This window comes from Kribbella sp. NBC_00382 (genome assembly GCF_036067295.1).
Classification (GTDB): Bacteria; Actinomycetota; Actinomycetes; order Propionibacteriales; family Kribbellaceae; genus Kribbella.
Genome location: NZ_CP107954.1, coordinates 5445827 through 5470046 on the forward strand (window position 1 = coordinate 5445827; position 24220 = coordinate 5470046).

A 24220-nucleotide genomic window follows, 5' to 3' on the forward strand; every position below is an offset into this window, starting at 1 on the left:
TTTTGGCCTCCGCTCTCGGTTGGTCTCCGCGGGTCATGCTCAGGTGCCCGAGCGGGTCCGTGTCGCTGGTCGCTGGTCACTCGTGGCTGGTCGCTGTTGCTGTGGCGCTGGTCGTTGTGCCTTCCAGCCGGTCAGGTCCGCCTGTGCCTGGTCTCGGCTGGCCTCCGCGGCCTGCGGGCCCGCGGATGGGGTGAGGACGCCAGTGGGCTGTGGATGACCGGTCGGGTGGCTGGTCGGTGATGGGCAGGTCGACGGGGATGGTCGGCGACGGGCGGGTCGACGGGGCTGATTGGCGATCGGCGGGTCGATGGGGGTGGTCGGGGGTGGGCGGGTCGGCTGGGGGCGGCGCCTTCTTGTGGGCGGGGATGAGCGGCTACTCGTGGTCGCGGTCGTCGTGTGGTCGCCTGACCGGTGAGAAGGTGCGTGGCTCGGTGGCCGGGGACGTTCGCAGGTACCTCGCTCGCTAGCCGTGAGGGGTGCGGCAGGATAGGGCTGTGGATGCGACGCTTGCTGATGTGCTCAAGGTTCTGGATCGGTTGTACGACCCGGCGTGGGCTGAGAGTTGGGATGCCGTCGGGCTGGTGACGGGGGATCCGGAGCAGCCGGTGCGGCGGGTGTTGTTTGCGGTGGATCCAATGCGCGAGGTGGTCGACGAGGCCATCAGCGGGGACTTCGATCTGCTGGTGACGCACCACCCGTTGCTGCTCAAAGGGGTCAGCAGTGTTGCGGCGACGACGCCCAAGGGGCGGGTGATTCACGACCTGATTCGGAGCGGTACTGCGTTGCACGTCTGCCACACCAATGCGGACAACGCGAACCCGGGAGTCAGCGACGCGTTGGCCGCGGCGCTTACGCTCACCGAGACCCAGCCGTTGAAGGCGATGCCGGGCGAGCCGATGGACAAGGTTGTCGTTTACGTGCCGGTGGGGGAGACGCAGGCGATGATCGATGCGTTGGGGGTGGCGGGCGCCGGGCGGGTCGGGTCGTACGAGCGGGCCGCGTGGAGTGCTGCTGGGGAAGGTACGTTCCGGCCGCTGGAAGGGGCCGACCCGGCGATCGGGCGGGTTGGGGAGATCGAGCGGGTGGCTGAGGATCGGGTCGAGATGGTGCTTCCGCGGGGGCGGCGACGGGCAGTCGTGGAGGCCTTGCGGGCGGCGCACTCCTACGAGGAGCCTGCGTTCGACCTGTACGAGATGGCGGCGCTTCCGAGCACGCGAGGCGGCGGGCGGGTCGGCGTACTGGCTGAGCCTCTGTCCCTCAAGCAATTCGCCGAGCTCGTCGCCGAGCGGTTGCCGCGGACGGAGCACGGCGTACGGGTGTCAGGTGATCCGGAGCGGTTGATCGAGACGGTCGCCGTGGTCGGGGGAGCCGGCGACTCGGAGTTCGACCGGGTCCGGGCGGCCGGGGTCGACGCCTACGTCACCGCCGACCTCCGGCACCACCCGGCGACCGAGGCTCGCGCGTACGACGAGGGCCCCGCGCTGGTCGATGTCGCCCACTGGGCCAGCGAATGGCCGTGGCTCAAAGACGCGGAGCGACTCCTGATCGCGGGCTTGGCAGAGCAGGGCAGTACCGTGGACACTCACATCTCGACGCTGTGTACCGATGCGTGGACCTTCAGGCTCTGAGCGGTGCATGGCTGACAACTGAACGCGATCTAAGGAGCCGACCCTGAACGCCGAGCCCGCCGTGCAACGCCGGTTGCTGGATCTGCAGGACCTCGACCTGCAGCTGGATCAGGTCGCGCACAAGCGCAAGTCCTTGCCCGAGCACGCCGCGCTGGCCGAGCTGGCGACGGAGAAGTCGGGGGTCGACCGCGAACTCGTCAGCGCCGACACCGAGGTCAGCGACCTCAAGCGCGAGCAGAAGAAGGCCGACAGCGATGTCGACCAGGTCCGCCAGCGCAAGGCCCGCAACCAGCAGCGGATGGATTCCGGTCAGGTCACCTCGCCGCGCGACCTGGAGAACCTGCAGCACGAGATCGGCTCGCTCGACCGCCGGATCTCCGACCTGGAGGACGCCGAGCTCGAGGTGATGGAGAAGCTGGAGGCCGCTGAGGTGGTCCAGGCCGACCTGCAGGGCCGCGCGGACGCGTTCGCCGGCCGGCAGTCCGAGCTGGAGGCGACCCGCGACGCCGCGCTGAAGGAGCTCGACGAGCAGCGCGCGAAGGTCGGCGAGGAGCGCGCCAAGGTGATCGCCGAGCTGCCGGACGCGCTGGTCGCGAACTACCAGAAGCTGCGCGAGCGCAACGGCGGCATCGGCGCCGCGCCGCTGGTCGGCAAGCGCTGCATGGGCTGCCGGATGGAGCTGGCGCCCTCGGACCTGGGCGCGATCAAGGCCGCCGCGGCCGATCTCGTCCTGCACCACGAGGAGTGTGGCCGGATCCTGGTACGGACCTCGGAGAGCACCCTGTGAGCAGTGGCCCGTCGCACGTCATCGTCGAGGCCGACGGCGGCTCCCGGGGCAACCCGGGGCCTGCGTCGTACGGCGCGCTGGTGCGTGACCCGGAGACCGGTGCGGTGATCGCCCAGGCCGGCGTCACGATCGGGATCGCGACCAACAACGTCGCGGAGTACAGCGGGCTGATCGCCGGGCTGGAGCTGGCCCGGGAGTATGCGCCGGACGCGTCGATCGAGGTCCGGATGGACTCCAAGCTGGTCATCGAGCAGATGGCCGGCCGCTGGAAGATCAAGCACCCGGACATGAAGCCGCTCGCGATCAAGGCGCAGGGGCTCGCGCCGTTCGGGACCGAGTGGACTTGGGTGCCGCGCGCCCAGAACGCGGCCGCCGACGCGCTCGCCAACATGGCGCTCGATGGCAAGCCGGTACCGCTCCGCCCTACTGAAGGGCCGGCGGCTGGTGGGTCGGCCGCGCAATCCGTAGTACCGGCTGAGCCTTCGGATCAGCAGAAGGCCATGCAGGGTTGGGGTGCGCAGACCGAGCCGCCGACCCAGCTGATCTTTCTGCGGCACGGGCAGACGCCGCACACTGTCGACAAGCGGTTCTCGGGGTCCGGTGGGGATGATCCGGCGTTGAGTGAGCTTGGCGAGCAGCAGGCGGTTGCGGCCGCGCAGTACCTGGCAAGGCGGGGCGGCATCGACGCGATCGTCAGTTCCCCGATGGTACGGACGAAGCAGACGGCTGCTGCCGTGGCGGAGACGCTCGGGCTCGATGTGAAGGTCGAGAAGGGCTGGGTGGAGTGCTCGTTCGGTGACTGGGACGGGCACACCTTCGCCGAGGTCCAGCAGAAGTGGCCGGAGGCCCTCAATGAGTGGATGGGATCGACCACGGTTGCCCCGCCTGGTGGCGAGTCCTTCGACGCCTGCGCCCGACGCGCACGGTCCGCGCGCGACGGCGTGCTCGCGGCGTACCCCGGCAAGACCGTCCTCGTGGTGACCCACGTGACCCCGATCAAGCTGATGGTCCGCTCGGTGCTCCAGGCCCCGATGAACTCCCTCTTCCGGATGGAGCTCGCCCCCGCCACGCTGACCGAAATCCACTGGTACGCCGACGGTCTCGCCTCACTTAAGTCCTTCAACGTCCAACCCGCACAGTAGTGCGCTGACCGGCGCCGAGGCACGCATCTCCGGCGCCCAGGCAGGCGCCTCGCTGCGTTGGAGGGCGGGGCACGATGAACACCGCATCGAGCCCCGCCCTCCGCCTTGCGATCCACCAGCCTGGACACCGGAGCTACGCACCTCAACACCGGTCAACGCACTAGTCTGACCTCAGAGCCAGGGCACGACGGGGTGCCTGGCGGATGGACGGAGTGGTCGCGTGCCGTTGCAAAGGGTGCATTTCGCCGAAGAGGTTCCGGAGGTCTTCCGGACCTCGTTGCAGGCGATCCGGCGGGAGCTCGAGGTGCCGGCGGAGTTTCCGCCGGCGGTCGTCGAAGCGGCGCTGGCCGCGGCGGCCAATCCACGGCTGCCGGAGCTGGACCGGACCGAGATCGAGTTCGTCACCATCGATCCGCCGGACTCGATGGACCTCGACCAGGCCGTGCACATCGAGCGCGCGGGCGCCGGCTACACGGTGCACTACGCGATCGCTGACGTCGCCGCGTTCGTCCAGGCAGGGGATCCGATCGACGTCGAGGCGCGCAAACGCGGCGAGACGCTCTACGCGCCCGACAAGCGCACGCCGCTGCACCCGCCGGAACTTTCCGAGGGCGCGGCCTCGTTGCTCGCCGACCAGGTTCGGCCGGCGATCCTGTGGACCATCACGGTTGACGCATCCGGCGAAGGTACCGACGTGAAGTGCCAGCGGGCGTTGGTGAAGTCGCGCGCCAAGCTCAACTACGCCGGCGTGCAGAAGGACCTCGATGCCGGTACCGCCTCAGAGTCGCTGCAGTTGCTACGTGAGGTCGGTAAGCTGCGCGAGCAGCGCGAACTCGAGCGCGGCGGCGTCAACCTGCCCATCCCGGACCAGGAGGTCGTCACCGCCAACGGCGAGTGGTCGCTGGAGTTCCGCGCTCCGCTGCCGGTCGAGGGCTGGAACGCGCAGATCTCCTTGCTCACCGGGATGGCTGCCGCGCACCTGATGATGTACGGCGAGATCGGCATCCTCCGCACACTGCCCGAGTCGCACGACGACCTCCGGCGCAAGCTGGAGAACACGGCGAAGGCGCTCAACATCCCGTGGCCCGTCGGCACGTCGTACGCCGCCTTCATTCACGGCCTCGATCCCAAGGTGCCCGCGCACGCGGCGATGCTCGCGGCCTGCACCGTACTTTTCCGTGGCGCCGGCTACACGTCCTTCTCCGGTGGGGTTCCGGAGCAACCGGAGCACGCCGCGATGAAGTCGGAGTACGCCCATGTCACCGCGCCGCTGCGCCGGCTGGTCGACCGCTGGACGAGTGAGATCTGCGTGGCGTTGTGCGCCGATGCCGAAGTACCGGCCTGGGTGCGCGAGTCGATGGACGAGATCCCCAAGATCATGGAGGACTGCGACCGCAAGGCGCACGCCTACGAACGCTCGATCGTCAGCATGGTCGAGGCCGGCCTGGTCGCCGATCACGTCGGCTCAACCTACGACGGCGTCATCACCGACGTCGACGACCGCGAACCCACCCGCGGCATAGTCGCCCTCTCCACCCTGGCGATCGAAGGCCGAGTCACCGGCACAGCCGCCCTACCCCTAGGCCAGCCAGTCCGAGTCAAGCTCACCGAAGCCGACATCACCAAGCGCACAGTCGCCTTTGAGCTAGCGCCCTAGTTGAGCGATCACCGCTGCTGTCACCCGAGTGGTATCGCCGGTAGCGAGTAGGTCGAGCAACCCGCCGCGTAGGACCGCCAGTACTTCGGTACGCCGGGCCTGCGCGGCCTTGCTGTCTTTGCCGGGTTGGACGGATTTGAAGAGGGCTAGCCAGTCCTCGACGGTGGAGCGGGCGAAGTCGGACCAGGGGCCGTCGGGGGATACCAGGGAGCGGCCGTAGGCCTCTACCCAGAGTTTCATCAGGGGGCGGCGTTCCTCGGCGGCCAGCCAGGTCCAGAGTTCTCGGGCTACTACGTCCAGGCCGGGCGGTTCGGAGTACTGGCTGGTGATTTGGTGCAGGAGTTCTAGTTCGTCGCTGCGGGCGCGCGCCAGGAGGGCACGGATCAGACCGTCTTTACTGCCGAAAAGGAACAGCAACACCCGGGGGCTCGAGCCGATCGCGGTCGCTAGTGGGCGGAGCGAGAGGTCGGCCAGCCCGTGGGTGAGGGAGTACGCGTAGGCGCGCTCCAGCAGTTCCGTCTCCCGGGCGGAAGGGGTTGGCTTCGTGGTCGTCACCGCACTAGTATCTCCTACTGAAACACTCGTGTCAGTAGATCGAGGTGGCAGATGGAGATCAGGCGGGCGGATCGGCCGGGGGATCTCGGCTGGGTGGTGCAGGCGCATGGCGAGCTGTACGCCGCGGAGTACGGCTGGGGGATGGAGTACGAGGCGCTGGTGGCGCAGATCGTCGCCGACTTCGGCAAGAACTTCGACCCGGACCGGGAGGCGGCCTGGATCGCCGAGCGGGACGGTGAGCGGATGGGCAGTGTCTTCTGCGTACGAGGCCCGGACGAAGCGACCGCCAAGCTGCGACTGTTGCTGCTCCACCCGTCGAGCCGTGGCCAGGGTCTCGGCGCCCGGCTCGTCGATACCTGCATGGCCTTCGCTCGCGAGCGTGGCTACAAGCGGATGGTGCTCTGGACGAACGACCCGTTGGTTGCCGCTCGCAACATCTACCTGGCCCGCGGCTTCAGGCTGACCGGCGAGGAGCCGCACGATCTCTTCGGCGAGGGACTGCTGAGCCAGACGTACGAACTCGACCTCTAGAACTGCTTGCCCGGCGTCTGCCCGAAGGTCCGGCGGAAGACGTCGATAAAGGCACTCGGGCTGGACCAGCCACAGCGGTACGCGACAGTGGTGACCGGTTCGCCGTCGGCCAGCAGGATCAGGGCGTGGTGCAGGCGGAGTTGCGTGCGCCATTGCGGGAACGTCATCGCAAACTCCTGCCGGAACAGACGAGAGAGCGTCCGCTCGGCGGCTCCCACCGCATGACCGAGCTGGGAAAGTGCGCGGCCGTCGGCGGGGTCGGCGTACAGGATCGCGCAGACCGCGGCGAGCCGGGGATCCGTTGCTACAGGCAACCGGATTGGTTGCTGTGGTGACAGCTCGAGTTGATCGACCAGTACGCTGCGGAGGCGTCGGCGCGCGTCGCTGGTGTCCGCGGGATCGGCCGTGTAAGCGATGATCAGCTCGCGCAACAGCGGCCCGACGGCCAGTACTGCGGGCGCGTCCAGCCCGACCGGATTGATGGGCAGCCCGACCAGATGCAGGTCGGTCGGACCGTACGCGCGATGCTCGTGGACGGTCCCGGCCGGCACCCAGATCGCCCGGGTCGCGGGCGCGATCCAATGTCCGCGATCGGTAGTCACCGAGAGCACACCACTAGCGGCGTACGCGATCTGGTGATCGTCATGCCGGTGCGCGTCGATGCCCGCGCCGGAGGCGGGCCTGCGGAGCGCGGTCGGCGCGATCGGAGCGTGGCGGGGAATCGACATCATCTGTCAGATTATCGGAAGCCGGTCAGTCGGAGGCCAGCCAGGCTGGAAGGTGTGAAGCGAAATACCGCCTTGTTGTCCGCCGGCCACGGCAGCGTCGACCTGTACCAGGGAATCGTCCCCGTGCTCCTACCGTTCCTGGTCGCCGAGCGCGGCTACGACTACCTGGCCGTCTCCGGGTTCGTCCTCGCCGCGACGCTGCTCTCCTCGGTGGTCCAGCCGGTCTTCGGCCTGCTGGCCGATCGCTGGTCGATGCCGTGGCTGATCCCCGCGAGCATGATCACGGCCGGTCTGGGCGTCGCGCTGATCGGCGTCTCCTCGTCGTACCCGTTCGCGCTCGCGGCGATCGGCCTGACGGGCATCGGCGTCGCCGCGTACCACCCACAGGCCGCCCGCACCGCGCGGTCGGTGACAGGTGGCAGCCACGTCGGGATGAGCTGGTTCTCCCTCGGCGGCAACCTCGGCTTCGCGGTCGCACCCGCCGCCGGTCCACTTCTCGCGTACTCCGGCCTGACGGCAACGCCACTCCTCCTGATCCCGGCCGTAGTGGGCGCGGCGATCACGGTCCCTTTGCTGCGATCGGGTGGCGCGGCCCGCCTGCGACCTCGCGAACTGCGAGGGGTGGACGACTGGCCGGCCTTCCGCACGCTGACGGCGATCATCGTCCTGCGCTCGATCACGTACGTCGGCCTGAGCACCTTCCTCGGCCTGTACGTCGGCCAGCGACTCCACCTCAGCACCGGAGCCAGTGCGACGACTCTCTTCGTGCTGTTCGGCGGGGGAGTGATCGGCACTCTCCTCGGCGGCCGCCTAGCCACCCGCGACGGCCGACTAGTCACCATGCGCTGGTCGTACGCCGTCGCTGCGCTCGCCCTGGCCGGAGTCGCCCTCGTCCCGACAGCCGCCCTCTTCGTCTTCGTAGCCGTGAGCGCCGTGGCCCTGTACGTCCCCTTCTCCCTCCACATCACCCTCGGCCAGGACTACCTCCCGACCCGAGTCGGCACAGCCAGCGGCGTCACCCTCGGCCTGGCGGTCAGCGCAGGCGGCGTGCTCGCCCCTGCGTTGGCAGCGGCCGCCAAAGCCACCTCACTCCAACTGGTCCTGGCTTGCCTAGCCGTCCTGCCCGCCCTTGCCGTCCTCCTCACTCGACGCCTCGCCGAACCCACCTGAGCCGCATGTCGAGCCCGCAAGCGCGGCTCCGACGTACCGGTGCGAGGTCGGCTCACCAAGAGGAGTTGTGCAGATGGAACTGCCCGAGATCGTGTCGCGGGACGAATGGCTGGTGGCGCGAAAGCAGCTGTTGGCTGATGAGAAGGAGTTCACCAAGCGCCGGGACGAGCTGAACGCGAAGCGCCGCCTCTTGCCGATGGTGAAGGTCGACGAGGACTACGTCTTCGAAGGCCCGGCTGGTGAGGTACGGATGATCGATCTGTTCGAGGGCCGGCAGCAGTTGGCCGTCTACCACTTCATGTTCCAGCCCGACTGGGACGAAGGCTGCCCGAACTGCACCTGGTTCGCCGAGGACATCGGGCAGTTGAAGGGACTGCACGAGTTGACGACCACATTTGTCGCGGTGTCGAGGGCGCCGTACGAGAAGCTCGCGGCCTACAAGGAGCGGAAGGGGTGGACCTTTCCCTGGTACTCGTCAGCGGGCAGCACCTTCAATTACGACTACCACGTGACGCTGGACGAGTCCGTCGTCCCGCTGTCCTACAACTACCGCACCAAGGCGGAGTGGGATGCGTTGCCGACCGGCGGTCTGGTCCAAGGTGAGCAGCCGTTCGACCTGCACGGTCTGAGTTGCTTCCTGCGGGTGGAGGACGACGTGCACCACACCTATTCGACATACGGGCGTGGCTGTGACTCGATGGGATTCACGACCAACGTCATCGACCTGACCGCTCTCGGGCGGCAAGGGACCTAGTTGATCAGCGCCACGATCGTTGTGCCGGGCGGGAAAGCGCGTCGGTGGACCTGGTCGAAGAGGGCGTACATCATCTTGGCTTCGTAGATCCAGTCGAGCAGGAGGCCGTGCCGGGCCTTGAAGTCGTCGATGAACGAGGTCAGGATCGGCGTCCGCTTGGCGTAGCCGCCGAAGTGGTAGCCGTCGAGCAGGCGCCAGTTGCCGACGCGCTCGCCGAAGGTTGCGTGCTGGAGAGCGACGACGTCGTCTTCCAGAGGTGCCTTCAGGACCGGTACGCCGATGGTGGGGTGGGGACCTGCGGCGAGACCCGCGAGAGTGCCACCGGTGCCGACGGCGCAGAAGAGTGCGTCGACAGGGGTGGTGAGTTCGGCGGCCAGTTCAGCGCAGCCGCGGACGGCGGCCGGATTGCTGCCGCCCTCCGGCACTAGGTAGAAGTCGCCGAACTCTTGATGCAGGCGACTTAGAACAGGAGAGGACGTCTTCAGCCGGTACGTCGCTCGGTCGAGGTACGTGAGTCGCATCCCGTTGGCGACGGCGGCGGACAGCGACGGGTTGAGCGGGAGGTGTTCCTCGCCGCGGACCACGCCGATGGTGTTGAAGCCGTAGTGACGGCCCGCCGCGGCGACAGCGCGGAGGTGGTTCGAGTACGCGCCGCCGAAGGTGAGCAAGGTGCCGGCTTCGAGAGCAGCAGGCAGGTTGTATTTCAGCTTGCGCCACTTGTTGCCCGGGATCTCGGGATGCACGAGATCGTCCCGCTTCAGCAGCACCCGGACACCGGCGCAAGCCAGCCGGTCGTCGTGCAGCTCGGAGAGCGGTGAGGGCAGCTGGACGTCGAGCACGCGTCCAAGCTTGGCACGGGTGAAGCGGAAGGGGCTGATCTGTAAGCCGGATCCTGTAATCGGCGACCATCTATCTACGGTGACCGTTGCCGGGCACCTCTAGCAGCCTACCCGTGAGCTCGGGCGGGCAGCCCTCGAACGCTCACGCGGACGACGGTTGCCCATCGCCCTTCTTGGCCTTGCTCCACGTGGGGTTTACCTAGCCTCCGCAGTCGCCTGCGGAGCTGGTGGTCTCTTACACCACCGTTTCACCCTCACCCGCACCTCGATGAACCACGGGGTCCATCCAGGCCGCTGGCGGTCTGTTCTCTGTGGCACTGTCCCGCGGGTTGCCCCGGGTGGGCGTTACCCACCACGTTGCCCTGTGGAGTCCGGACTTTCCTCGGCGCCCACCGTTGCCGGCGAACGACGCGATCGCCCGATCAGCCCCTTCCACCCTCAGGATAGGGCCTGCGCGCCCACTTCCGGCCATCGGCCGTCGGCGGCCCGCTCGTACGGGCGGACCTCGACGACGGCGTCCAGGTTCAGCGGACCGTACAGGTGCGGGAACGAGATGCCGATCGCGTCCAGATCCTCGTCGCACAGGGCCGACACCAGCAGCGAGGTGTCGATGACGAGCAGGCAGAGCGGCTCGGTCACATCGGCGTAGAAGGAGTTCGCGACCATCGCGACCTGGTCCGGGCGGGAGCAGTGGATGAACGGCGCGCCGTCGTCGAGCGACTTGCCCCGGGTGGAGATCCGGTAGCTGCCGGCCGCGCGGGCCGCTTCCCACTCCGCGACGAAGGCCAAATGCAGGATCAGAGCCATGCGCCCGAGATTATCGGTGCGGCGCCGCGCGGGCCGGGAGCGGCGCGAGTGGTTCCGGAACCAGTAGCCCCTTGACAGCACAGCGTGAGCACAGAAAGATCCGATGTCTACTGGTGATCCTCTCCGCCCCCAGGTCACCAGTCCGCTCCATCTCCAGGAGAGATCCGATGAACGACCTCCTGCGATCCCGCCTGCCTGAAAACCTGCCGAAGGTCCGCCCAAAGTCCCGTCCAAAACTCCTGCCCAGACTGCTGCTGGTGACAGCGGTCGTCGCAGGATCACTGGTCACCAGCGGTCCGGCGACAGCACTACCAGCCGCCGGTACGACGGCCTGGCAGAACGGCTCCTTCGTCGTCGACCGGCCGAACCTGGTCCGTCGCTCCGACATCATCCTCGGCCGCGCCAACCCGGCGCCGGCCGAATCACTGCCGCTGGGCAATGGCGCCCTCGGAGCGGCCGTCTGGTCCGCCGGCGGGTTCACCGCCCAACTCAACCGCACCGACACCTTCCCCGACCGCAAGTCGCTCGGCCAGGTCGTCATCCCGGGCCTGTCCCGGATGACGAGCGCCGCCGACTTCACCGGCCGGCTCGACCTGTACGACGGGATGCTCCGCCAAAGTGGTGGCGGTATGACCCTGACCGCGTTCATCCGCGCGGACACCCAGCAAGTGGTCGTCGACGTCACCGGCGCCGACCCCAACGCGACTCAGACCGCCCAGGTCAAACTCTGGACCGGCCGCAACCCGACCGCGCGCGCATCCGGCGCGGTCGCCGCACTCGCCGAGACCTGGGTCGACAACAATGGCGCCGGCGCCTCGGGCCGGACCTTCGGCTCGCTGGCCGGCGTGACGGCCGGCGGTCGCAACGTCGTCGGCTCGACTCCGAACAACCTCACCGCTCAGGTCGCCTTCCAGCCCAACACAGACGGCTCGTTCCGGGTCGTCGTCGCGGCACCCACGTGGACCGGCGGCGACTCGATCGCCACCACGAACGCAGTACTGAACGGCGCTGCCACCAGGCCCGCGAACGAAGTACGGGATGCGCATCTGCAGTGGTGGCACAACTACTGGAGCCAGGCCGGCCTGATCAAGATCAGCTCGGCCGACGGGACCGGTGACTATGTCGAGAACCTGCGAACGATCTTCCTGTACGCGAGCGCGGCCCAGAGCCGGGGCGTGCTGCCGGGATCGCAGGCCGGAGTCGCCGACCTGTTCACCTTCTCGCAGGACAAGCGCGACTGGTATCCGTCCGGCTACTGGTTCTGGAATCTCCGCATGCAAGTCGCGGCGAATGCCTCGGCCGGGGTGCCGAATCTGAACGACCCGATGTTCCGCCTCTACCAGGACAACGTCGACGCGATCGCGTCCTGGACCTCCGCGCACATGCCCGGCCGAACGGGTCTGTGTGTACCGGAGACGATGCGCTTCAACGGCAACGGCACCTACAACGGCGGCACCGACAACTCGTCGTGCGACTCGACCATCACCCCGCAGTGGAACTCGCTCACCGTCACCACCGGAGCGGAGATCGGGTTGTGGGTCTGGGAGCACTACCGGATGACCGACGACCAGGCGTTCCTCCAGTCGCACTACTCGTTGATCAAGGGTGCGGCGCAGTTCCTGCTCTCGCACGCGACCACCGGTTCGGACGGCAAACTGCACACCAGGTCGAACGCGCACGAGACGCAGTGGGACGTCACCGATCCGACCACCGACATCGCCGCGATGACGGCCTTCTTCCCAGTCGCGGTGAAGGCCGCGCAGACCCTCAATGTCGACTCGGCCCTGGTCAGCCAGCTCAATGCGGCGATCCCGAAGCTCCAGGCGCTTCCGCGCACGGACACCGCGACGCAGACCCAGCTGCTGACCCCGGCGAACGATGCCAATGGCAACACCATGATCGGGCTCTCCACCCAGCCGACGGCGGCCCGGCACAACAGCGAGAACCTCGGCCTGGAAGCGGTCTGGCCGTTCAACCTGATCGGCGACAGCGGGGCGCTGAACGCGGTCGGCCGGCGGACCTACACCTCGCGCAGCTACGTCAACGCCGCCGACTGGAGCTACGACGCGCTGCAGGCCGCCCGGCTCGGGATGCCGAGTGAGATGAAGACGGCACTGCTCGCGGCGATCAGGCAGTACCAGGTCTACCCGTCCGGGATGGCGAGCTTCACCGCCCAGCCGGCGCAAGAGCCTTACATCGAGCAGTCCGGCGTACTCGCGGCAACCGTGCCCGAGGCGCTGGCCCAGGACTACGACGGCGTACTGCGAATAGCCCCGTCCTGGCCCACGGACTGGTCCGGCGAAGGAACAGTTGCCATCGGCCACAAATCGCGCGTCCACGTCCAGATCGCCAACGGCAGCCCCACCACCGTCGCCATCTCGTCAGGCGCGAATCAGCAACTCGTCGTCCGGAGCCCCTGGCCTGGCCAGAGTGTGACGGTGCTCGACGGTCAGACCCGCGCGACCGTGGTCGGTCCGCAGACCAACGCCACCTTCACGATCCCGGCGGTGTCGGGCAAGTCCTATCTGGTCGAGAAGACGGGGACAGCGGTACAGCCGTTCCAAGCCCTCACCGGTACGCCGGCCACGGCCGCCCGCCGTTGGGACAGGGCGACCATCGGGTTGCCCAAGGCAACCTCGGGCGCCGGGACGATCAGCCTCAAGGCGCGGGCCAACGGCAAGTACGTGACAGCCGGCACCGGTACGCCGCTGATCGCCGACAGTACGACGAACGGCACGGCTCAGCAGTACGAGCTGACCGACCTCGGCGGCGGCAACGTGTCGCTCCGGGCCAAGGCCAACAACCTCCTGGTGGCAGCGGACAACGCGGGCGCCGCGCCGTTGCTGGCCAAGAACCAGGCGGTCGGATCCTGGGAGACCTTCCAGCTGATCCGCAACGGCGACGGCTCGGTCAGCTTTCGGGCCGCGGTCAACAACAAGCTCGTCTGCGCCGACAACGCCGGTACCGCCCCACTGATCGCCAACAGAGATGCGATCGGCCCGTGGGAACAATTCGACTTGATCAACAACTGAGGAGTACCACCGATATGAAGAAGAAAGGCGTCCGGCGGCTCTCGTTGTTGATCACCGCCGCACTGACCGCAGCACTCGGCCTCAGCGTCCCGACAGCCCAGGCCGGATCCACCATCCCGCCCGGCGACTATCAGCAGGTATCACTCGCGACCGGGTCGGGTGAGCTCGGCGAGGCGATGTCGCTCGCGATCCTGCCCGACCGCTCCGTCGTCCACACGGCCCGCGACGGAACAGTACGGATCACCGACGCCGCCGGTACGACGACCGTCGCCGGCCGGCTCAACGTCTACACCCACGACGAGGAAGGCCTGCAAGGCGTCGCGGTCGACCCCAACTTCGCCACCAACCGCTTCGTCTACCTGTACTACTCACCGCGACTCTCCACCCCGGACGGTGACGCGCCGACCGACGGTACCCAGGCCGACTGGGACCGGTTCAAGGGCGAACTGCATCTGTCGAGGTTCATCCTGAAGACGGACAAGACCCTCGACCTGGCCAGCGAGAAGGTCGTGCTCGCGGTCCAGAACGACCGGGGCCAGTGCTGTCACGTCGGTGGCGATCTCGACTTCGATGCCGCTGGCAACCTTTATCTGACCACCGGCGACGACAGCAACCCGTTCCAGTCGGACAGCTACACGCCGATCGACGAGCGGACCACCCGCAACCCGCAGTTCGACGCGCAGCGGACCGCGGGCAACACGAACGACCTGCGCGGCAAGCTGCTCCGGATCAAGCCCCAGCCGGACGGCAGCTACACGATCCCGAGCGGCAACCTGTTCCCGCCCGGCACCGCGCAGACCAGGCCGGAGATCTACGCGATGGGCTTCCGGAACCCGTTCCGGATGAGCGTCGACAAGCCGACCGGCATCGTCTACCTCGGCGACTACGGCCCGGACGCCGGCGTCACCAACCCGAACCGCGGCCCGAACGGCCAGGTCGAGTTCGACCGGATCACCGCACCGGGCAACTACGGCTGGCCGTACTGCACGGGCACCAACACGAGCGTCGAGACCTACAACGACTTCCAGTTCCCGAGCGGCCCGTCCGGCGCGAAGTTCGACTGCGCCGGCGGCGTCACCAACAATTCGTTCCGCAACACCGGCCAGACCAAGCTGCTCCCGGCCAAGCCGGCCTGGATCCGGTACGGCGGTGACGCGGGCACCCCGCCCGAGTTCGGCAACGGCGGCTCCGAGTCCCCGATGGGCGGCCCGGTCTACCGCTTCGACCCGAACCTCAACTCGGCGACGAAGTTCCCCCAGTCGCTCGACGGCCGGTACTTCGCCGGCGAACTCGGCCGCCAGTGGATCAAAGCCATCGAGGTGACCTCGAGCGGAGGCGTCGGCGACATCGGCGCTTTCCCGTGGACCGGCACCCAGGTGATGGACATGGCCTTCGGTCCGGAGGGAGCGCTCTACGTCCTCGACTACGGCACGGGCTCGAACAACCAGGCCCTGTGGCGGATCGACTACAAGGGCAGCACCAACCGGAACCCGATCGCCAAAGCAGCCGGTACGCCGACCTCCGGCGGCCGACCGCTGACAGTGGCGTTCTCGTCGGCGGGGAGCTCGGACCCCGAGGGCGGCGCCTTGACGTATCGCTGGACCTTCGGCGACGGCGGTACGTCGACGCAGGCCAACCCGTCGTACACGTACAACACGGCCGGCAACTTCACGGCGACGTTGACCGTGACCGATCCGGCCGGGCTGACGGGGTCGGCCAATGTCGCGATCAGCGTAGGCAACACGGCTCCGTCGGTGACGTTGCAGACACCTACCGACGGGCAGTTGTTCTCCTTTGGCGACACCGTGCCGTTCCAGGTGAACGTGACGGATCCTGAGGACGGCACGATCGACTGCAGCAAGGTGAAGGTCACTTACCTCCTCGGGCATGACGTGCACCAGCACCAGATCACCTCCAAGAACGGGTGCAGCGGGTCGATCGCAGTACCGATCGATGGTGAGCACGACCCGGCGGCCAACGTTTACGGCGTCTTCGACGCGGAGTACACGGACAACGGCGGGCTCGTCACGCACAGCGTGCGCAAGCTGCAGCCGCGCCACCGGCAGGCCGAGCACTTCAGTGCGCAGCAGGGCATTCAGCTCGCCGATCATGCTCCGGCAGAAGGCGGCAAGACAGTCGGGTACGTCGACAACGGCGACTGGATCTCGTTCACGCCGTACGCGGTGAGCAACGCGACGTCGGTCAGCGCGCGGGTGTCCTCGGGTGGCATCGGCGGAACGATCGAGATCCGGGCCGGATCGGCGACCGGGACGTTGATGGGCACGATGACGGTCGCGCCGACAGGTGGCTGGGACACGTTCACCAACGTGTCGGTCAACCTGAGCAACAAGCCGGCTGGGACGACGAACCTGTTCTTCGTCTTCAAGGGGGCGACGGGGCAGGGCAACTTGTTCGACCTAGACGCCTTCACCTTCGCGACGTCGGGGTCTACCGGCACTACGGCGGAGGGGGAGGCGTTCACGTCGCAGTCCGGAGTACAGGTTGCCGCGCACAACGGTGCGAACGGTGGGCAGACGCTCGGCTTCATCGACAACGGTGACTGGGCGGGCTACTCGCAGGTGAGTACGGCCGGCAAGACCAGCTTCAGCGCGCGGATCTCGTCGGGTGGGCCGGGCGGCACCTTGCAGGTGCGGTCCGGTTCGCAGACGGGGACGTTGCTGGGGTCTGTCGCAGTACCGGCGACCGGTGGCTGGGAGAACTTCCAGACGGTCTCCACGGCGCTGACCGGCAATGTCACCGGTCCGCTCTTCCTGAGCTTCACCGGCGGATCCGGGTCGCTCTTCGACGTCGACACCTTCACCATCTCGTGAACAGGACTCAACAATGACTACTTTTACGCGTCGTGAAGGCCTGGTGGGCGGTGCGCTGCTCGCCGTCGGCGGAGCTCTCGGCTGGCAGCCGCTAACGGCTGCCGCAAGGGCTGCGGCTCCGTACCAGGTGCTCGTCTTCAGCAAGACGGCCGGCTTCCGGCATGACTCCATCCCGGCCGGCATCCAGGCGATCCGGGACCTGGGGGCCGCGAACGGATTCACCGTCACGGCGACCGAGGACAGTGCCGTCTTCAATACCGCTCAGTTGGCGGCGTACAAGGCCGTCGTGTTCTTGAGTACGACCGGCGATATTCTGAATGCCGCGCAACAGACGGCGTTCGAGACGTACATCAACGGCGGCGGCGGGTACGTCGGGGTGCACGCGGCCGCCGACACGGAGTACGACTGGCCGTACTACGGGACGCTGGTCGGCGCCTGGTTCCACAGTCACCCGGCGATCCAGCAGGTGACCGCCAGGGTCGAGGACCGCACGCATCTGTCGACCTCGCATCTGGGCACGACCTGGGTCCGTACGGACGAGCTGTACAACTACCGCACCAACCCCAGGCCGAACGTGCACGTGCTGATCAACCTCGACGAGTCCACCTACACCGGCGGCAACATGGGCGATCACCCGATCGCCTGGTACCACCCGCAAGGCTCGGGCCGTTCCTTCTACACCGGCTTCGGGCACACCATCGAGTCGTACTCCGATCAGGCCTTCCGCAAACACCTGCTCGGCGGCATCCAATACGCCGCTGGTGTCGGAGCGACTCCACCGGTCACGTCGATCGAGGGGGAGGCGTTCACGTCGCAGTCCGGAGTACAGGTTGCCGGGCATGGGGGAGCGAGTGGTGGGCAGACGCTCGGCTACATCGACAACGGTGACTGGGCGGGCTATTCGCAGGTGAACACGAGCGGCAAAACCAGCTTCTCCGCGCGCATCTCGTCGGGCGGCGCCGGTGGCACGATCCGGATCCGCTCGGGCTCGGCAACGGGCACGGTTCTCGGCACCGTCACGGTGCCGGTCACCGGCGGTTGGGACAACTTCCAGACCGTCTCCACCACGCTGACCGGGTCGGGCAGCGGTCCGCTGTTCCTGACCTTCAGCGGCGGTTCGGGCTCACTGTTCGACATCGACACCTTCACCATCAGTTAGCCGTCGTCAGCGCCCGGGGCCTTGCTCCGGGCGCTGATAGGTTTTCGCGCATGGCTACCCCTGAGCAGACTCCGGAGACCAAGCCGCCCGCGAAGGCCGAGCCGGTCGACGACTTGGTGAGCACGCAGCACACGCTGACGGCCGGGCGGCGGAAGCTGCAGTACACGGCGACCACCGGGCGGGTCGTGCTGCGGCAGGAGGTGGTGACGGACGGGAAGTCGGACGGGCATGTGCCCAAGGCCGAGGTGTTCCTGACGGCGTACACGCTGGATGACGCCGATCCGGGGAGCCGGCCGGTGACGTTCGCGTTCAATGGTGGGCCGGGGTCGTCGAGCATCTGGCTGCATCTCGGGCTGCTCGGGCCGCGCCGGGTGGTCTCTGGCGACGCGGGCGAGCTCGCGCCACCGCCGTACGGGCTGGTGGACAACGCGGAGACCTTGCTCAAGGACAGCGACCTCGTCTTCATCGATCCGGTGTCGACCGGCTACTCGCGGGCCGTCGAGGGGGAGAAGCCGGGGGACTACCACGGCTTCACCGCCGATCTGGAGTCCGTCGGTGAGGTGATCCGGCTGTGGACGTCGCGCAACGGACGCTGGATGTCGCCGAAGTTCCTGGCGGGGGAGTCGTACGGTACGACGCGCGCCGCCGGGCTGGCCGCGCATCTGCAGAACCGGCACGGGATGTACCTGAACGGGATCATGTTGATCTCGGCGGTACTGGAGTTCGGCACGCTTGAGTTCGGGCCGGGCAATGACCTGCCGTACACGATGTTCTTGCCGTCGTACGCTGCTGCCGCGCACTATCACGGGTTGATCCCGGATCAGTCGCTGGAGGAAGTACTGGCCGACGCGGAGCGGTTCGCGGCCGGGCGGTATCCGAATGCGCTTGCTCAGGGCAACCGTGTGCCGGAGGACTACCGCGCTGAGGTGCTCGGCCGATTGGCGGCGCTGACCGGGCTGTCGGAGGATTACCTCGACCGGGTGAATCTGCGGGTCGAGCACACGCGGTTCTTCGCCGAACTGCTGCGGTCACGGCGTCAGGTTGTGGGGCGGCTGGACGCGCGGTTCACGGGCTGGGATCCGGACTCGGCCGGCGAGACCTCGACGGACGACCCGTCGTTCCGGGCGATCATCGGGCCGTACACGGCGGCGCTGAACCATTACCTGCGTGCGGAGCTCGAGTACCAGAACGATCTGCCGTACGAGTTCCTCAGCAGCCAGGCGGCGAAGGACTGGTCGTACAAGGAGTTCGAGAACAACCACGTCAACGTCGCGGAGAAGCTGGCCGAGGCGATGCGGGCGAATCCGCACCTCAAGGTGCACGTCGCGTCGGGGTACTACGACTGCGCGACGCCGTACTTCGCCACCCGGTACACGCTCGGCCGGTTGCAGATCCCGGCAGAACTTCAGGACAACATCGAACTTTGCGACTACCCGGCGGGTCACATGATGTACGTGCACGAACCGACCCGGCGGCAGCAGTCCAAGGATCTGGCCGCTTTCCTCAAGGGAGCCAGTAACCGATGACCCAACCCGCACCGGAAACCACCTACCTGACGCTGCCGGCTGATGGTGGAGGTCCGGTGCTGCCGGCGGAGGTCAGCGGTACTACATCGAAGTACCTGCAACTGATCGACCAGGCGCTGCCCGGCCAGGTGAGCGGTCTCTACCTGACCGGCTCGATCCCACTCGGCGACTACCGGCGGGGGTTCAGCGACATCGACGGGGTGGTCGTCGTCGCGTCGCCGTTGACCGACGTGTCGCTGGTACGCGAGGTGCACAAGCAGTTGCCGTCATCACCAGCTTTCGACGTCACGTACCTGACCGCCGCCGACCTCGCCGTCGCACCGGACGCCACCAAGCCGGTCGTCTTCACCCTCGACGGCGAATTCAAAGAAGCCCCCTTCGGCGGCCCGGTCTCGCCGGTCCTCTGGTCCGAACTGGCTCGCCAGTCGACCGCACTACGCACGGCCCCCGACCTCGACGTGCACGACGACCAAGAGGCCCTCGAAGCCTTCACCCGCGACAACCTCACGTCGTACTGGTCGGGCCGCTTCGACGCCCTCGAATCCGCCTTCGCCGACCACCCCGACGACGAGGTCGTAGACGCCTGGATCCTCCCGTGGGTCATGCTCGGCGTCCCCCGCCTCCACGCCCTCCTTGCCACCGGCAACATCATCTCCAAAACCGCCGCCGGCGAACACGCCCTGATCGCCTTCCCCGAATGGGCTCCTCTACTCCACCGCTGCCTGGACCACCGCTCCGGCAAACCAGAAACCTTCACCGTGGCCGACGCCAAATCAGCCATCCCCTACGGCCACAAGGTAATCACGGCCGCTCTCGCCCTGTAGATGCTGTACATCCGCGAGCCCGCCGCCGTCGCAGTCGTCCCGCCACCACCAGGCGTCTTACTACGAGAGCCGTCGCCAACCGACACCGAAGCACTCGGCCGCCTGTACTACGAGGCCTACAACCCACCTGTCGTCGACAACGAGACGGCAGGCATCGAAGACATCCGCCTCACCTTCGAAGGCACCTACGGCCCACTCAGCCTCGCAGGCAGCCGTCTGGCCTTCGCCGCCGGCGCATCCGACGAAGCGCCGACGCTGATCGGTGCGGTGCTCGTTGTAGATCGCGCTCCTTGGCCGGGCACGCCTGACTGCCCGTTTATCATCGAGGCGTTCACCTCACCCGCCTGGCGCCGCAAGGGGCTCGCCACGGCTCTGCTCACCGAGTGCATGACGCAGTCGCCGGTGCGGTACGCGTTGAATGTGCTGCCGGACAACACGGCCGCGGTGAAGCTCTACGAAGTACTGGGCTTTCAGCCGGGATAGACGCGGAAGCCTTCGAAGGTGCGGTGGTCGGGGGCTGTGGGGGTGGCGTGGGTGTACGGCGTCAGGGTCACGGCAGGGTGAGGACTTCGGCGCCGGTTTCGGTGACGAGGAGGGTGTGCTCGAACTGGGCGGTGCGGGACTTGTCCTTGGTGGTCGCGGTCCAGCCGTCGGCCCAGAGGTCGTAGTCGTAGGTGCCCAGGGTGAGCATCGGCTCGATGGTGAACGTCATGCCGGGCTCGATCACGTCGTCGAAGCGTTCGTCGTCGTAGTGCGGGATGATCAGGCCGGAGTGGAAGGCTGTGGCGATGCCGTGGCCGGTGAAGTCGCGGACGACGCCGTAGCCGAAGCGCTTCGCGTACGACTCGATCACCCGGCCGATGATGCTGACCTGACGGCCGGGCTTGACCGCCTTGATGCCGCGGTTCAGCGCCTCGCGGGTGCGCTCGACCAGCAGCCGGCTCTCCTCGTCGACATCGCCGACCAGGAACGTCGCGTTGGTGTCGCCGTGCACGCCATCGAGGAATGCGGTGATGTCCACGTTCACGATGTCACCGTCCTCGAGCGGACGGTCGTCGGGGATGCCGTGGCAGATCACTTCGTTGACCGACGTACACAACGACTTCGGGTAGTTCCGGTAGCCGAGCGTCGACGGGTACGCGCCACGCTCCACCAGGTACTCATGCCCGACCCGGTCGAGTTCGTCAGTGTTGACACCCGGCTTCGCGGCGGCGCCGACGGCTTCGAGCGCCTGCGCGGCGAGTTTGCTGGCGACGCGCATCTTCTCGACCAGTTCGGGGGACGTGACATAAGAACCGTCGTACGGTGTCGGCGCGGGCTTGCCGACGTACTCGGGACGGGGAATGGACGCGGGTACCGGACGGCGAGGCGAGATGATGCCAGGAGTGAGAAGCGACATGGTGAGATCATTCTAATGAGCCGATAAAACACTTCAGGAGGTGGTCAGCCCTTATGAGCGACGATCACAGCAACGAGTGGTACTACAACACCAAGACCGGCAAGGTCGAGCCGTACCAGGGTGAGAAGTCGGCCGACCGGCTCGGGCCGTACAGCTCTCCGGAGGAGGCCGCCCGGGCGCTGGAGAAGGTCCAGGAACGCAACGAGGCCTGGGACAACGACCCGAACTGGAACGACGACTGAGTCACCGCCTGAACACATGACCGAGGGGCGCCACCGTTCACGAACGGTGGCGCCCCTCGGCTTTAGTGCGCTGGTGCGATCAGGCCTTCTTCGCGGCGGCCTTGCGCGCCGGTGCCTTCCGCGCCGTCGTCGCCCGCTTGGCGACAGCGGTGCGCGCGGGCGCCTTCTTGGCGGCGACCTTGCGGGCCGGGGCCTTCTTCGCGGCGACCTTGCGGACCGGGGCCTTCTTGGCCGCGACCTTGCGAGCAGGTGCCTTCTTGGCGGCGACCTTCTTCGCGGGAGCCTTCTTCGCGACGGTCTTCTTCGCCGGGGCCTTCTTGGCCACGGTCTTCTTGGCCGGAGCCTTCTTCGCAACGGTCTTCTTCGCGACCGTCTTCTTCGCCGGGGCCTTCTTGGCGACCGTCTTCGTGGCGGTCACCTTCTTGGCCGGGGCCTTCTTCGCGACCGTCTTCGTGGCGGTCACCTTCTTCGCCGGAGCCTTCTTGGCCACGGTCTTCTTGGCGACGACCTTCTTCGCCGGCGTCTTCTTCGCGGCGACCTTCTTGGCCGGTGCCTTCTTCGCCGCTGTCACCTTCTTCGCCGTCGTCTTCTTCGCAGCAGTGACCTTGCGTGCGGTCGTCGTCTTCGCTGCACTGGCCTTCTTGGCGACGGTCTTCTTGGCGGGAGAAGCCTTTTTGGCTGTCGCCTTCCCTGCGGCTGCCTTTGTGGCTGGCACTCTGCCTCCTTGGTGCGCTGAGGAAAACCACGGTGGATTCCTCGTCGTCCTGATGATGACAACACTTGTGCCATACGTAAAGCACCCGAAACGTCTACACCTTAAGGCGTCCCGAAGTTGTCCGGACGTGATTTGTCTGGAATCCCTTGCAGCGTTGGGTTTTGACCGTGGTTGTAGCCTGCCGGACAGCGGGAAAGAAATGTTGGCGACACGCGCGCCGAGTTGCCGTCCAAGCACCGATTCGCTGTGCTTTCGGCACAGTGTTGTCATCGGCAACGTCTGCTCGTTGCACGTGTGAAGAGGGGTGGGAACGCATGTATGACGACCTCGGAAGGGTGGTCGAAGTACCGTCGCGAGTACGTCGTGTGGTCAGCATCGTGCCGTCTTTGACGGAGGCGATCGCGGCGACGCACGCAACTCTTCTCGTCGGTGCGACGGACTGGTGCACGCATCCCGCGGACCTCGACGTGACGCGCGTTCGCGGTACCAAGAATCCTGATATCGATCTCATTCGCGAGCTCGCGCCGGACGTCGTGATCGCGAATGAGGAAGAGAATCGGGCCGCCGATCTCGACGCGTTGCGCAGCGCCGGACTGGCCGTCTGGGTGACCGCTCCGACGACCGTCGACGAATCACTGAACTCACTGACGCGAATGCTCGGCGCGGTCGTCGGCGAAGTACCGGAGTGGCTGATCGAAGCGCGCCAAGTGTGGAGTACGCCGTACGACGGACCGCGCCGGCGGGCCCTCATTCCGATCTGGCGGCGGCCGTGGATGGCGTTGGGCCGGGACACCTTCGCGGGTGATCTGTTGCAAAGACTCGGGGTCGACAATGTGCTCGCGGAATCGCCCGAGCGCTATCCGAAGATCGACCTGACGCGCATACCGGAGTACGACCTGGTGGTACTCCCGGACGAGCCTTATGCGTTCTCACCCGAGGACGGCCCGGAGGCATTCGAGCTGCCCGCGTATAACGTCAGCGGCCGGCACCTGACCTGGTACGGACCGTCACTCGTGCAGGCACGCGCGCTGCTCACCGAACAGCTCGCGTGACCTGCGACACGATTCCTGAGCTCTCAGGTAGACGGTTAGGGAAGCCTCACCTACGCTTACGCCGTGCCGTCCATGAACGCGAAGAAGAAATGCTGCAAGGACAAGCCGAGGTGCAAGAAGTGCCCGGTGGTCCTCAAGCGGCTGGCCGACGCAGGCTGCGCGGAGCGCCTCGACCTGCGGCACTACGTCGTGGACAAGAAGCTCCCGAAGAAGGTCCTGAAGGCCGCTCGCGCTCGCTGACGCCGGCTAGGAGGCCTCGCGGTACCGGATCGCCTCCACCGCTCGCCGCAGCAGGTCGGGGATGGTCTCGTGCGCGGCCTGACCGGTCGCCTCCAGTTCGTCGGCATGCCACCAGCCGTGCGCGCTGATCGTCTCCAGTTCGAGCTGCTCCTGGTTGGCGAAGCTCACCTCGACCGTGTCGACGCCGACCGCGAAGAACGTCTGGTGCTGGATGATCGGGCAGCCGCCCCACTCGAACTCGATCGTGTTCGTCGCCACCGGCGCACCGAGCTGCTCGGCCGGCCAGACGATGCCGACCTCCTCGCGCAGCTCCCGGCTGCCGGCCTGCTCGACCGTCTCACCCGCCTCGACGCCGCCGCCGATCGTGAACCAGTACGGCGTCTGCGGTTTCAGCGGATCCCAGCCGTGCAGCAGCAACACCTTGCCGTCCGGGCGGACGGGCAGGACGCGGGCCGTCGTACGCCGGACGACGGTGCCGGGCGGTGGCAGGCGAGGGGATTCGGTCACACCTCAAAACGCTAGACGACACAGCCGGTACTACGACGCGCTGCTCGGCGCGTCACGTTGCGCCATCCGAAATCCGGCACAGTCCGAATGCGGGC

General features: G+C 67.3%; 23 protein-coding genes and 1 other RNA gene. 16 read left to right on the forward strand and 8 right to left on the reverse strand.

Annotated elements, in window-relative coordinates; translation table 11 throughout:
- The first annotated feature begins 494 nt into the window (after positions 1–494).
- The 4 genes from OHA70_RS26090 to OHA70_RS26105 all read left to right on the forward strand — a co-directional run bounded on the left by OHA70_RS26090 (position 495) and on the right by OHA70_RS26105 (position 5214).
- Positions 495–1628: a Nif3-like dinuclear metal center hexameric protein gene (locus tag OHA70_RS26090; protein WP_328322103.1), complete on the forward strand. Its 1134-nt coding sequence runs from the start codon at positions 495–497 to the stop codon at positions 1626–1628.
- A 61-nt stretch (positions 1629–1689) separates the two neighbouring features.
- Positions 1690–2415, forward strand: a complete 726-nt coding sequence (locus OHA70_RS26095; RefSeq protein ID WP_328322105.1) for a zinc ribbon domain-containing protein — start codon at positions 1690–1692, stop codon at positions 2413–2415.
- Positions 2412–3557: a bifunctional RNase H/acid phosphatase gene (locus OHA70_RS26100; RefSeq protein ID WP_328322107.1), complete on the forward strand. Its 1146-nt coding sequence runs from the start codon at positions 2412–2414 to the stop codon at positions 3555–3557. Before OHA70_RS26095 ends, OHA70_RS26100 begins: the two co-directional genes overlap by 4 nt.
- A 220-nt stretch (positions 3558–3777) precedes the next feature.
- Positions 3778–5214 carry an RNB domain-containing ribonuclease gene (locus OHA70_RS26105; RefSeq protein ID WP_328322109.1) on the forward strand — a complete coding sequence of 479 codons (1437 nt, stop codon included), beginning with the start codon at positions 3778–3780 and terminating at the stop codon, positions 5212–5214.
- Here OHA70_RS26105 and OHA70_RS26110 read toward each other — a convergent pair.
- Positions 5203–5769, reverse strand: a complete 567-nt coding sequence (locus tag OHA70_RS26110) for a TetR/AcrR family transcriptional regulator (RefSeq protein ID WP_328322111.1) — start codon at positions 5767–5769, stop codon at positions 5203–5205. The two genes, OHA70_RS26105 and OHA70_RS26110, sit on opposite strands and share 12 nt — an antisense overlap.
- Positions 5770–5820: 51 nt before the next feature.
- On the opposite strand from OHA70_RS26110, the gene OHA70_RS26115 reads away from it, so the two are divergent.
- Positions 5821–6300: a GNAT family N-acetyltransferase gene (locus OHA70_RS26115; RefSeq protein WP_328322113.1), complete on the forward strand. Its 480-nt coding sequence runs from the start codon at positions 5821–5823 to the stop codon at positions 6298–6300.
- Here OHA70_RS26115 and OHA70_RS26120 read toward each other — a convergent pair.
- A complete protein-coding gene (locus OHA70_RS26120; RefSeq protein ID WP_328322115.1) occupies positions 6297–7031 on the reverse strand; it encodes an AraC family transcriptional regulator in 735 nt (244 codons plus the stop codon). The two genes, OHA70_RS26115 and OHA70_RS26120, sit on opposite strands and share 4 nt — an antisense overlap.
- A gap of 51 nt (positions 7032–7082) precedes the next feature.
- Here OHA70_RS26120 and OHA70_RS26125 point away from each other — a divergent pair, with 51 nt between their 5' ends.
- Complete coding sequence (locus OHA70_RS26125; protein ID WP_328322117.1) at positions 7083–8198, forward strand: MFS transporter; 1116 nt, start codon at positions 7083–7085, stop codon at positions 8196–8198.
- Positions 8199–8271: 73 nt separating this feature from the next.
- Positions 8272–8952, forward strand: a complete 681-nt coding sequence (locus OHA70_RS26130; protein ID WP_328322119.1) for a DUF899 domain-containing protein — start codon at positions 8272–8274, stop codon at positions 8950–8952.
- On the opposite strand, the gene OHA70_RS26135 is transcribed toward OHA70_RS26130, so the two are convergent.
- The 3 genes from OHA70_RS26135 to OHA70_RS26145 all read right to left on the reverse strand — a co-directional run bounded on the left by OHA70_RS26135 (position 8949) and on the right by OHA70_RS26145 (position 10598).
- A complete protein-coding gene (locus OHA70_RS26135) occupies positions 8949–9791 on the reverse strand; it encodes a 1-aminocyclopropane-1-carboxylate deaminase/D-cysteine desulfhydrase (protein ID WP_328322121.1) in 843 nt (280 codons plus the stop codon). The two genes, OHA70_RS26130 and OHA70_RS26135, sit on opposite strands and share 4 nt — an antisense overlap.
- Positions 9792–9817: 26 nt before the next feature.
- Positions 9818–10221, reverse strand: an RNA gene (gene rnpB / locus OHA70_RS26140) — RNase P RNA component class A.
- Between the two features lie 8 nt (positions 10222–10229).
- Positions 10230–10598, reverse strand: a complete 369-nt coding sequence (locus tag OHA70_RS26145; RefSeq protein ID WP_328322123.1) for a DUF952 domain-containing protein — start codon at positions 10596–10598, stop codon at positions 10230–10232.
- A 167-nt stretch (positions 10599–10765) separates the two neighbouring features.
- Here OHA70_RS26145 and OHA70_RS26150 point away from each other — a divergent pair, with 167 nt between their 5' ends.
- From OHA70_RS26150 to OHA70_RS26175, 6 genes are read left to right on the forward strand one after another with little or no spacing between them, the layout of a single operon-like run.
- Positions 10766–13630, forward strand: coding sequence for a fascin domain-containing protein (locus tag OHA70_RS26150; protein ID WP_328322125.1), 2865 nt, complete (start codon positions 10766–10768; stop codon positions 13628–13630).
- A gap of 14 nt (positions 13631–13644) precedes the next feature.
- Complete coding sequence (locus OHA70_RS26155; RefSeq protein ID WP_328322127.1) at positions 13645–16461, forward strand: carbohydrate-binding protein; 2817 nt, start codon at positions 13645–13647, stop codon at positions 16459–16461.
- Positions 16462–16474: 13 nt separating this feature from the next.
- Positions 16475–17620 carry a ThuA domain-containing protein gene (locus OHA70_RS26160; protein WP_328322129.1) on the forward strand — a complete coding sequence of 382 codons (1146 nt, stop codon included), beginning with the start codon at positions 16475–16477 and terminating at the stop codon, positions 17618–17620.
- A gap of 50 nt (positions 17621–17670) precedes the next feature.
- Positions 17671–19146 (forward strand): S10 family peptidase, encoded by a 1476-nt coding sequence (locus tag OHA70_RS26165; RefSeq protein ID WP_328322131.1) that lies wholly within the window; start codon positions 17671–17673, stop codon positions 19144–19146.
- Positions 19143–19970: a hypothetical protein gene (locus tag OHA70_RS26170; protein ID WP_328322133.1), complete on the forward strand. Its 828-nt coding sequence runs from the start codon at positions 19143–19145 to the stop codon at positions 19968–19970. Before OHA70_RS26165 ends, OHA70_RS26170 begins: the two co-directional genes overlap by 4 nt.
- Positions 19971–20453 carry a GNAT family N-acetyltransferase gene (locus OHA70_RS26175; protein WP_328322135.1) on the forward strand — a complete coding sequence of 161 codons (483 nt, stop codon included), beginning with the start codon at positions 19971–19973 and terminating at the stop codon, positions 20451–20453.
- 67 nt (positions 20454–20520) lie between these two features.
- Here OHA70_RS26175 and map read toward each other — a convergent pair whose 3' ends face one another.
- Positions 20521–21369 (reverse strand): type I methionyl aminopeptidase, encoded by an 849-nt coding sequence (gene map / locus OHA70_RS26180; protein ID WP_328322137.1) that lies wholly within the window; start codon positions 21367–21369, stop codon positions 20521–20523.
- 53 nt (positions 21370–21422) lie between these two features.
- On the opposite strand from map, the gene OHA70_RS26185 reads away from it, so the two are divergent.
- Positions 21423–21611: a hypothetical protein gene (locus OHA70_RS26185; protein ID WP_328322139.1), complete on the forward strand. Its 189-nt coding sequence runs from the start codon at positions 21423–21425 to the stop codon at positions 21609–21611.
- A 79-nt stretch (positions 21612–21690) separates the two neighbouring features.
- On the opposite strand, the gene OHA70_RS26190 is transcribed toward OHA70_RS26185, so the two are convergent.
- Complete coding sequence (locus OHA70_RS26190; protein ID WP_328322141.1) at positions 21691–22326, reverse strand: histone H1-like repetitive region-containing protein; 636 nt, start codon at positions 22324–22326, stop codon at positions 21691–21693.
- Positions 22327–22640: 314 nt separating this feature from the next.
- Here OHA70_RS26190 and OHA70_RS26195 point away from each other — a divergent pair, with 314 nt between their 5' ends.
- On the forward strand, positions 22641–23378 hold the full coding sequence (locus OHA70_RS26195) for a helical backbone metal receptor (RefSeq protein WP_328322143.1): 738 nt from the start codon (positions 22641–22643) through the stop codon (positions 23376–23378).
- Positions 23379–23441: 63 nt separating this feature from the next.
- The gene (locus OHA70_RS26200; protein WP_328335323.1) at positions 23442–23618 is read left to right on the forward strand and encodes a hypothetical protein; all 177 of its coding nucleotides are present in this window, start codon (positions 23442–23444) and stop codon (positions 23616–23618) included.
- A 6-nt stretch (positions 23619–23624) separates the two neighbouring features.
- Here the strand turns inward: OHA70_RS26200 and OHA70_RS26205 are convergent, their stop codons facing one another.
- Positions 23625–24125, reverse strand: a complete 501-nt coding sequence (locus OHA70_RS26205; protein ID WP_328322145.1) for an NUDIX hydrolase — start codon at positions 24123–24125, stop codon at positions 23625–23627.
- Between the last annotated feature and the right edge of the window lie 95 nt (positions 24126–24220).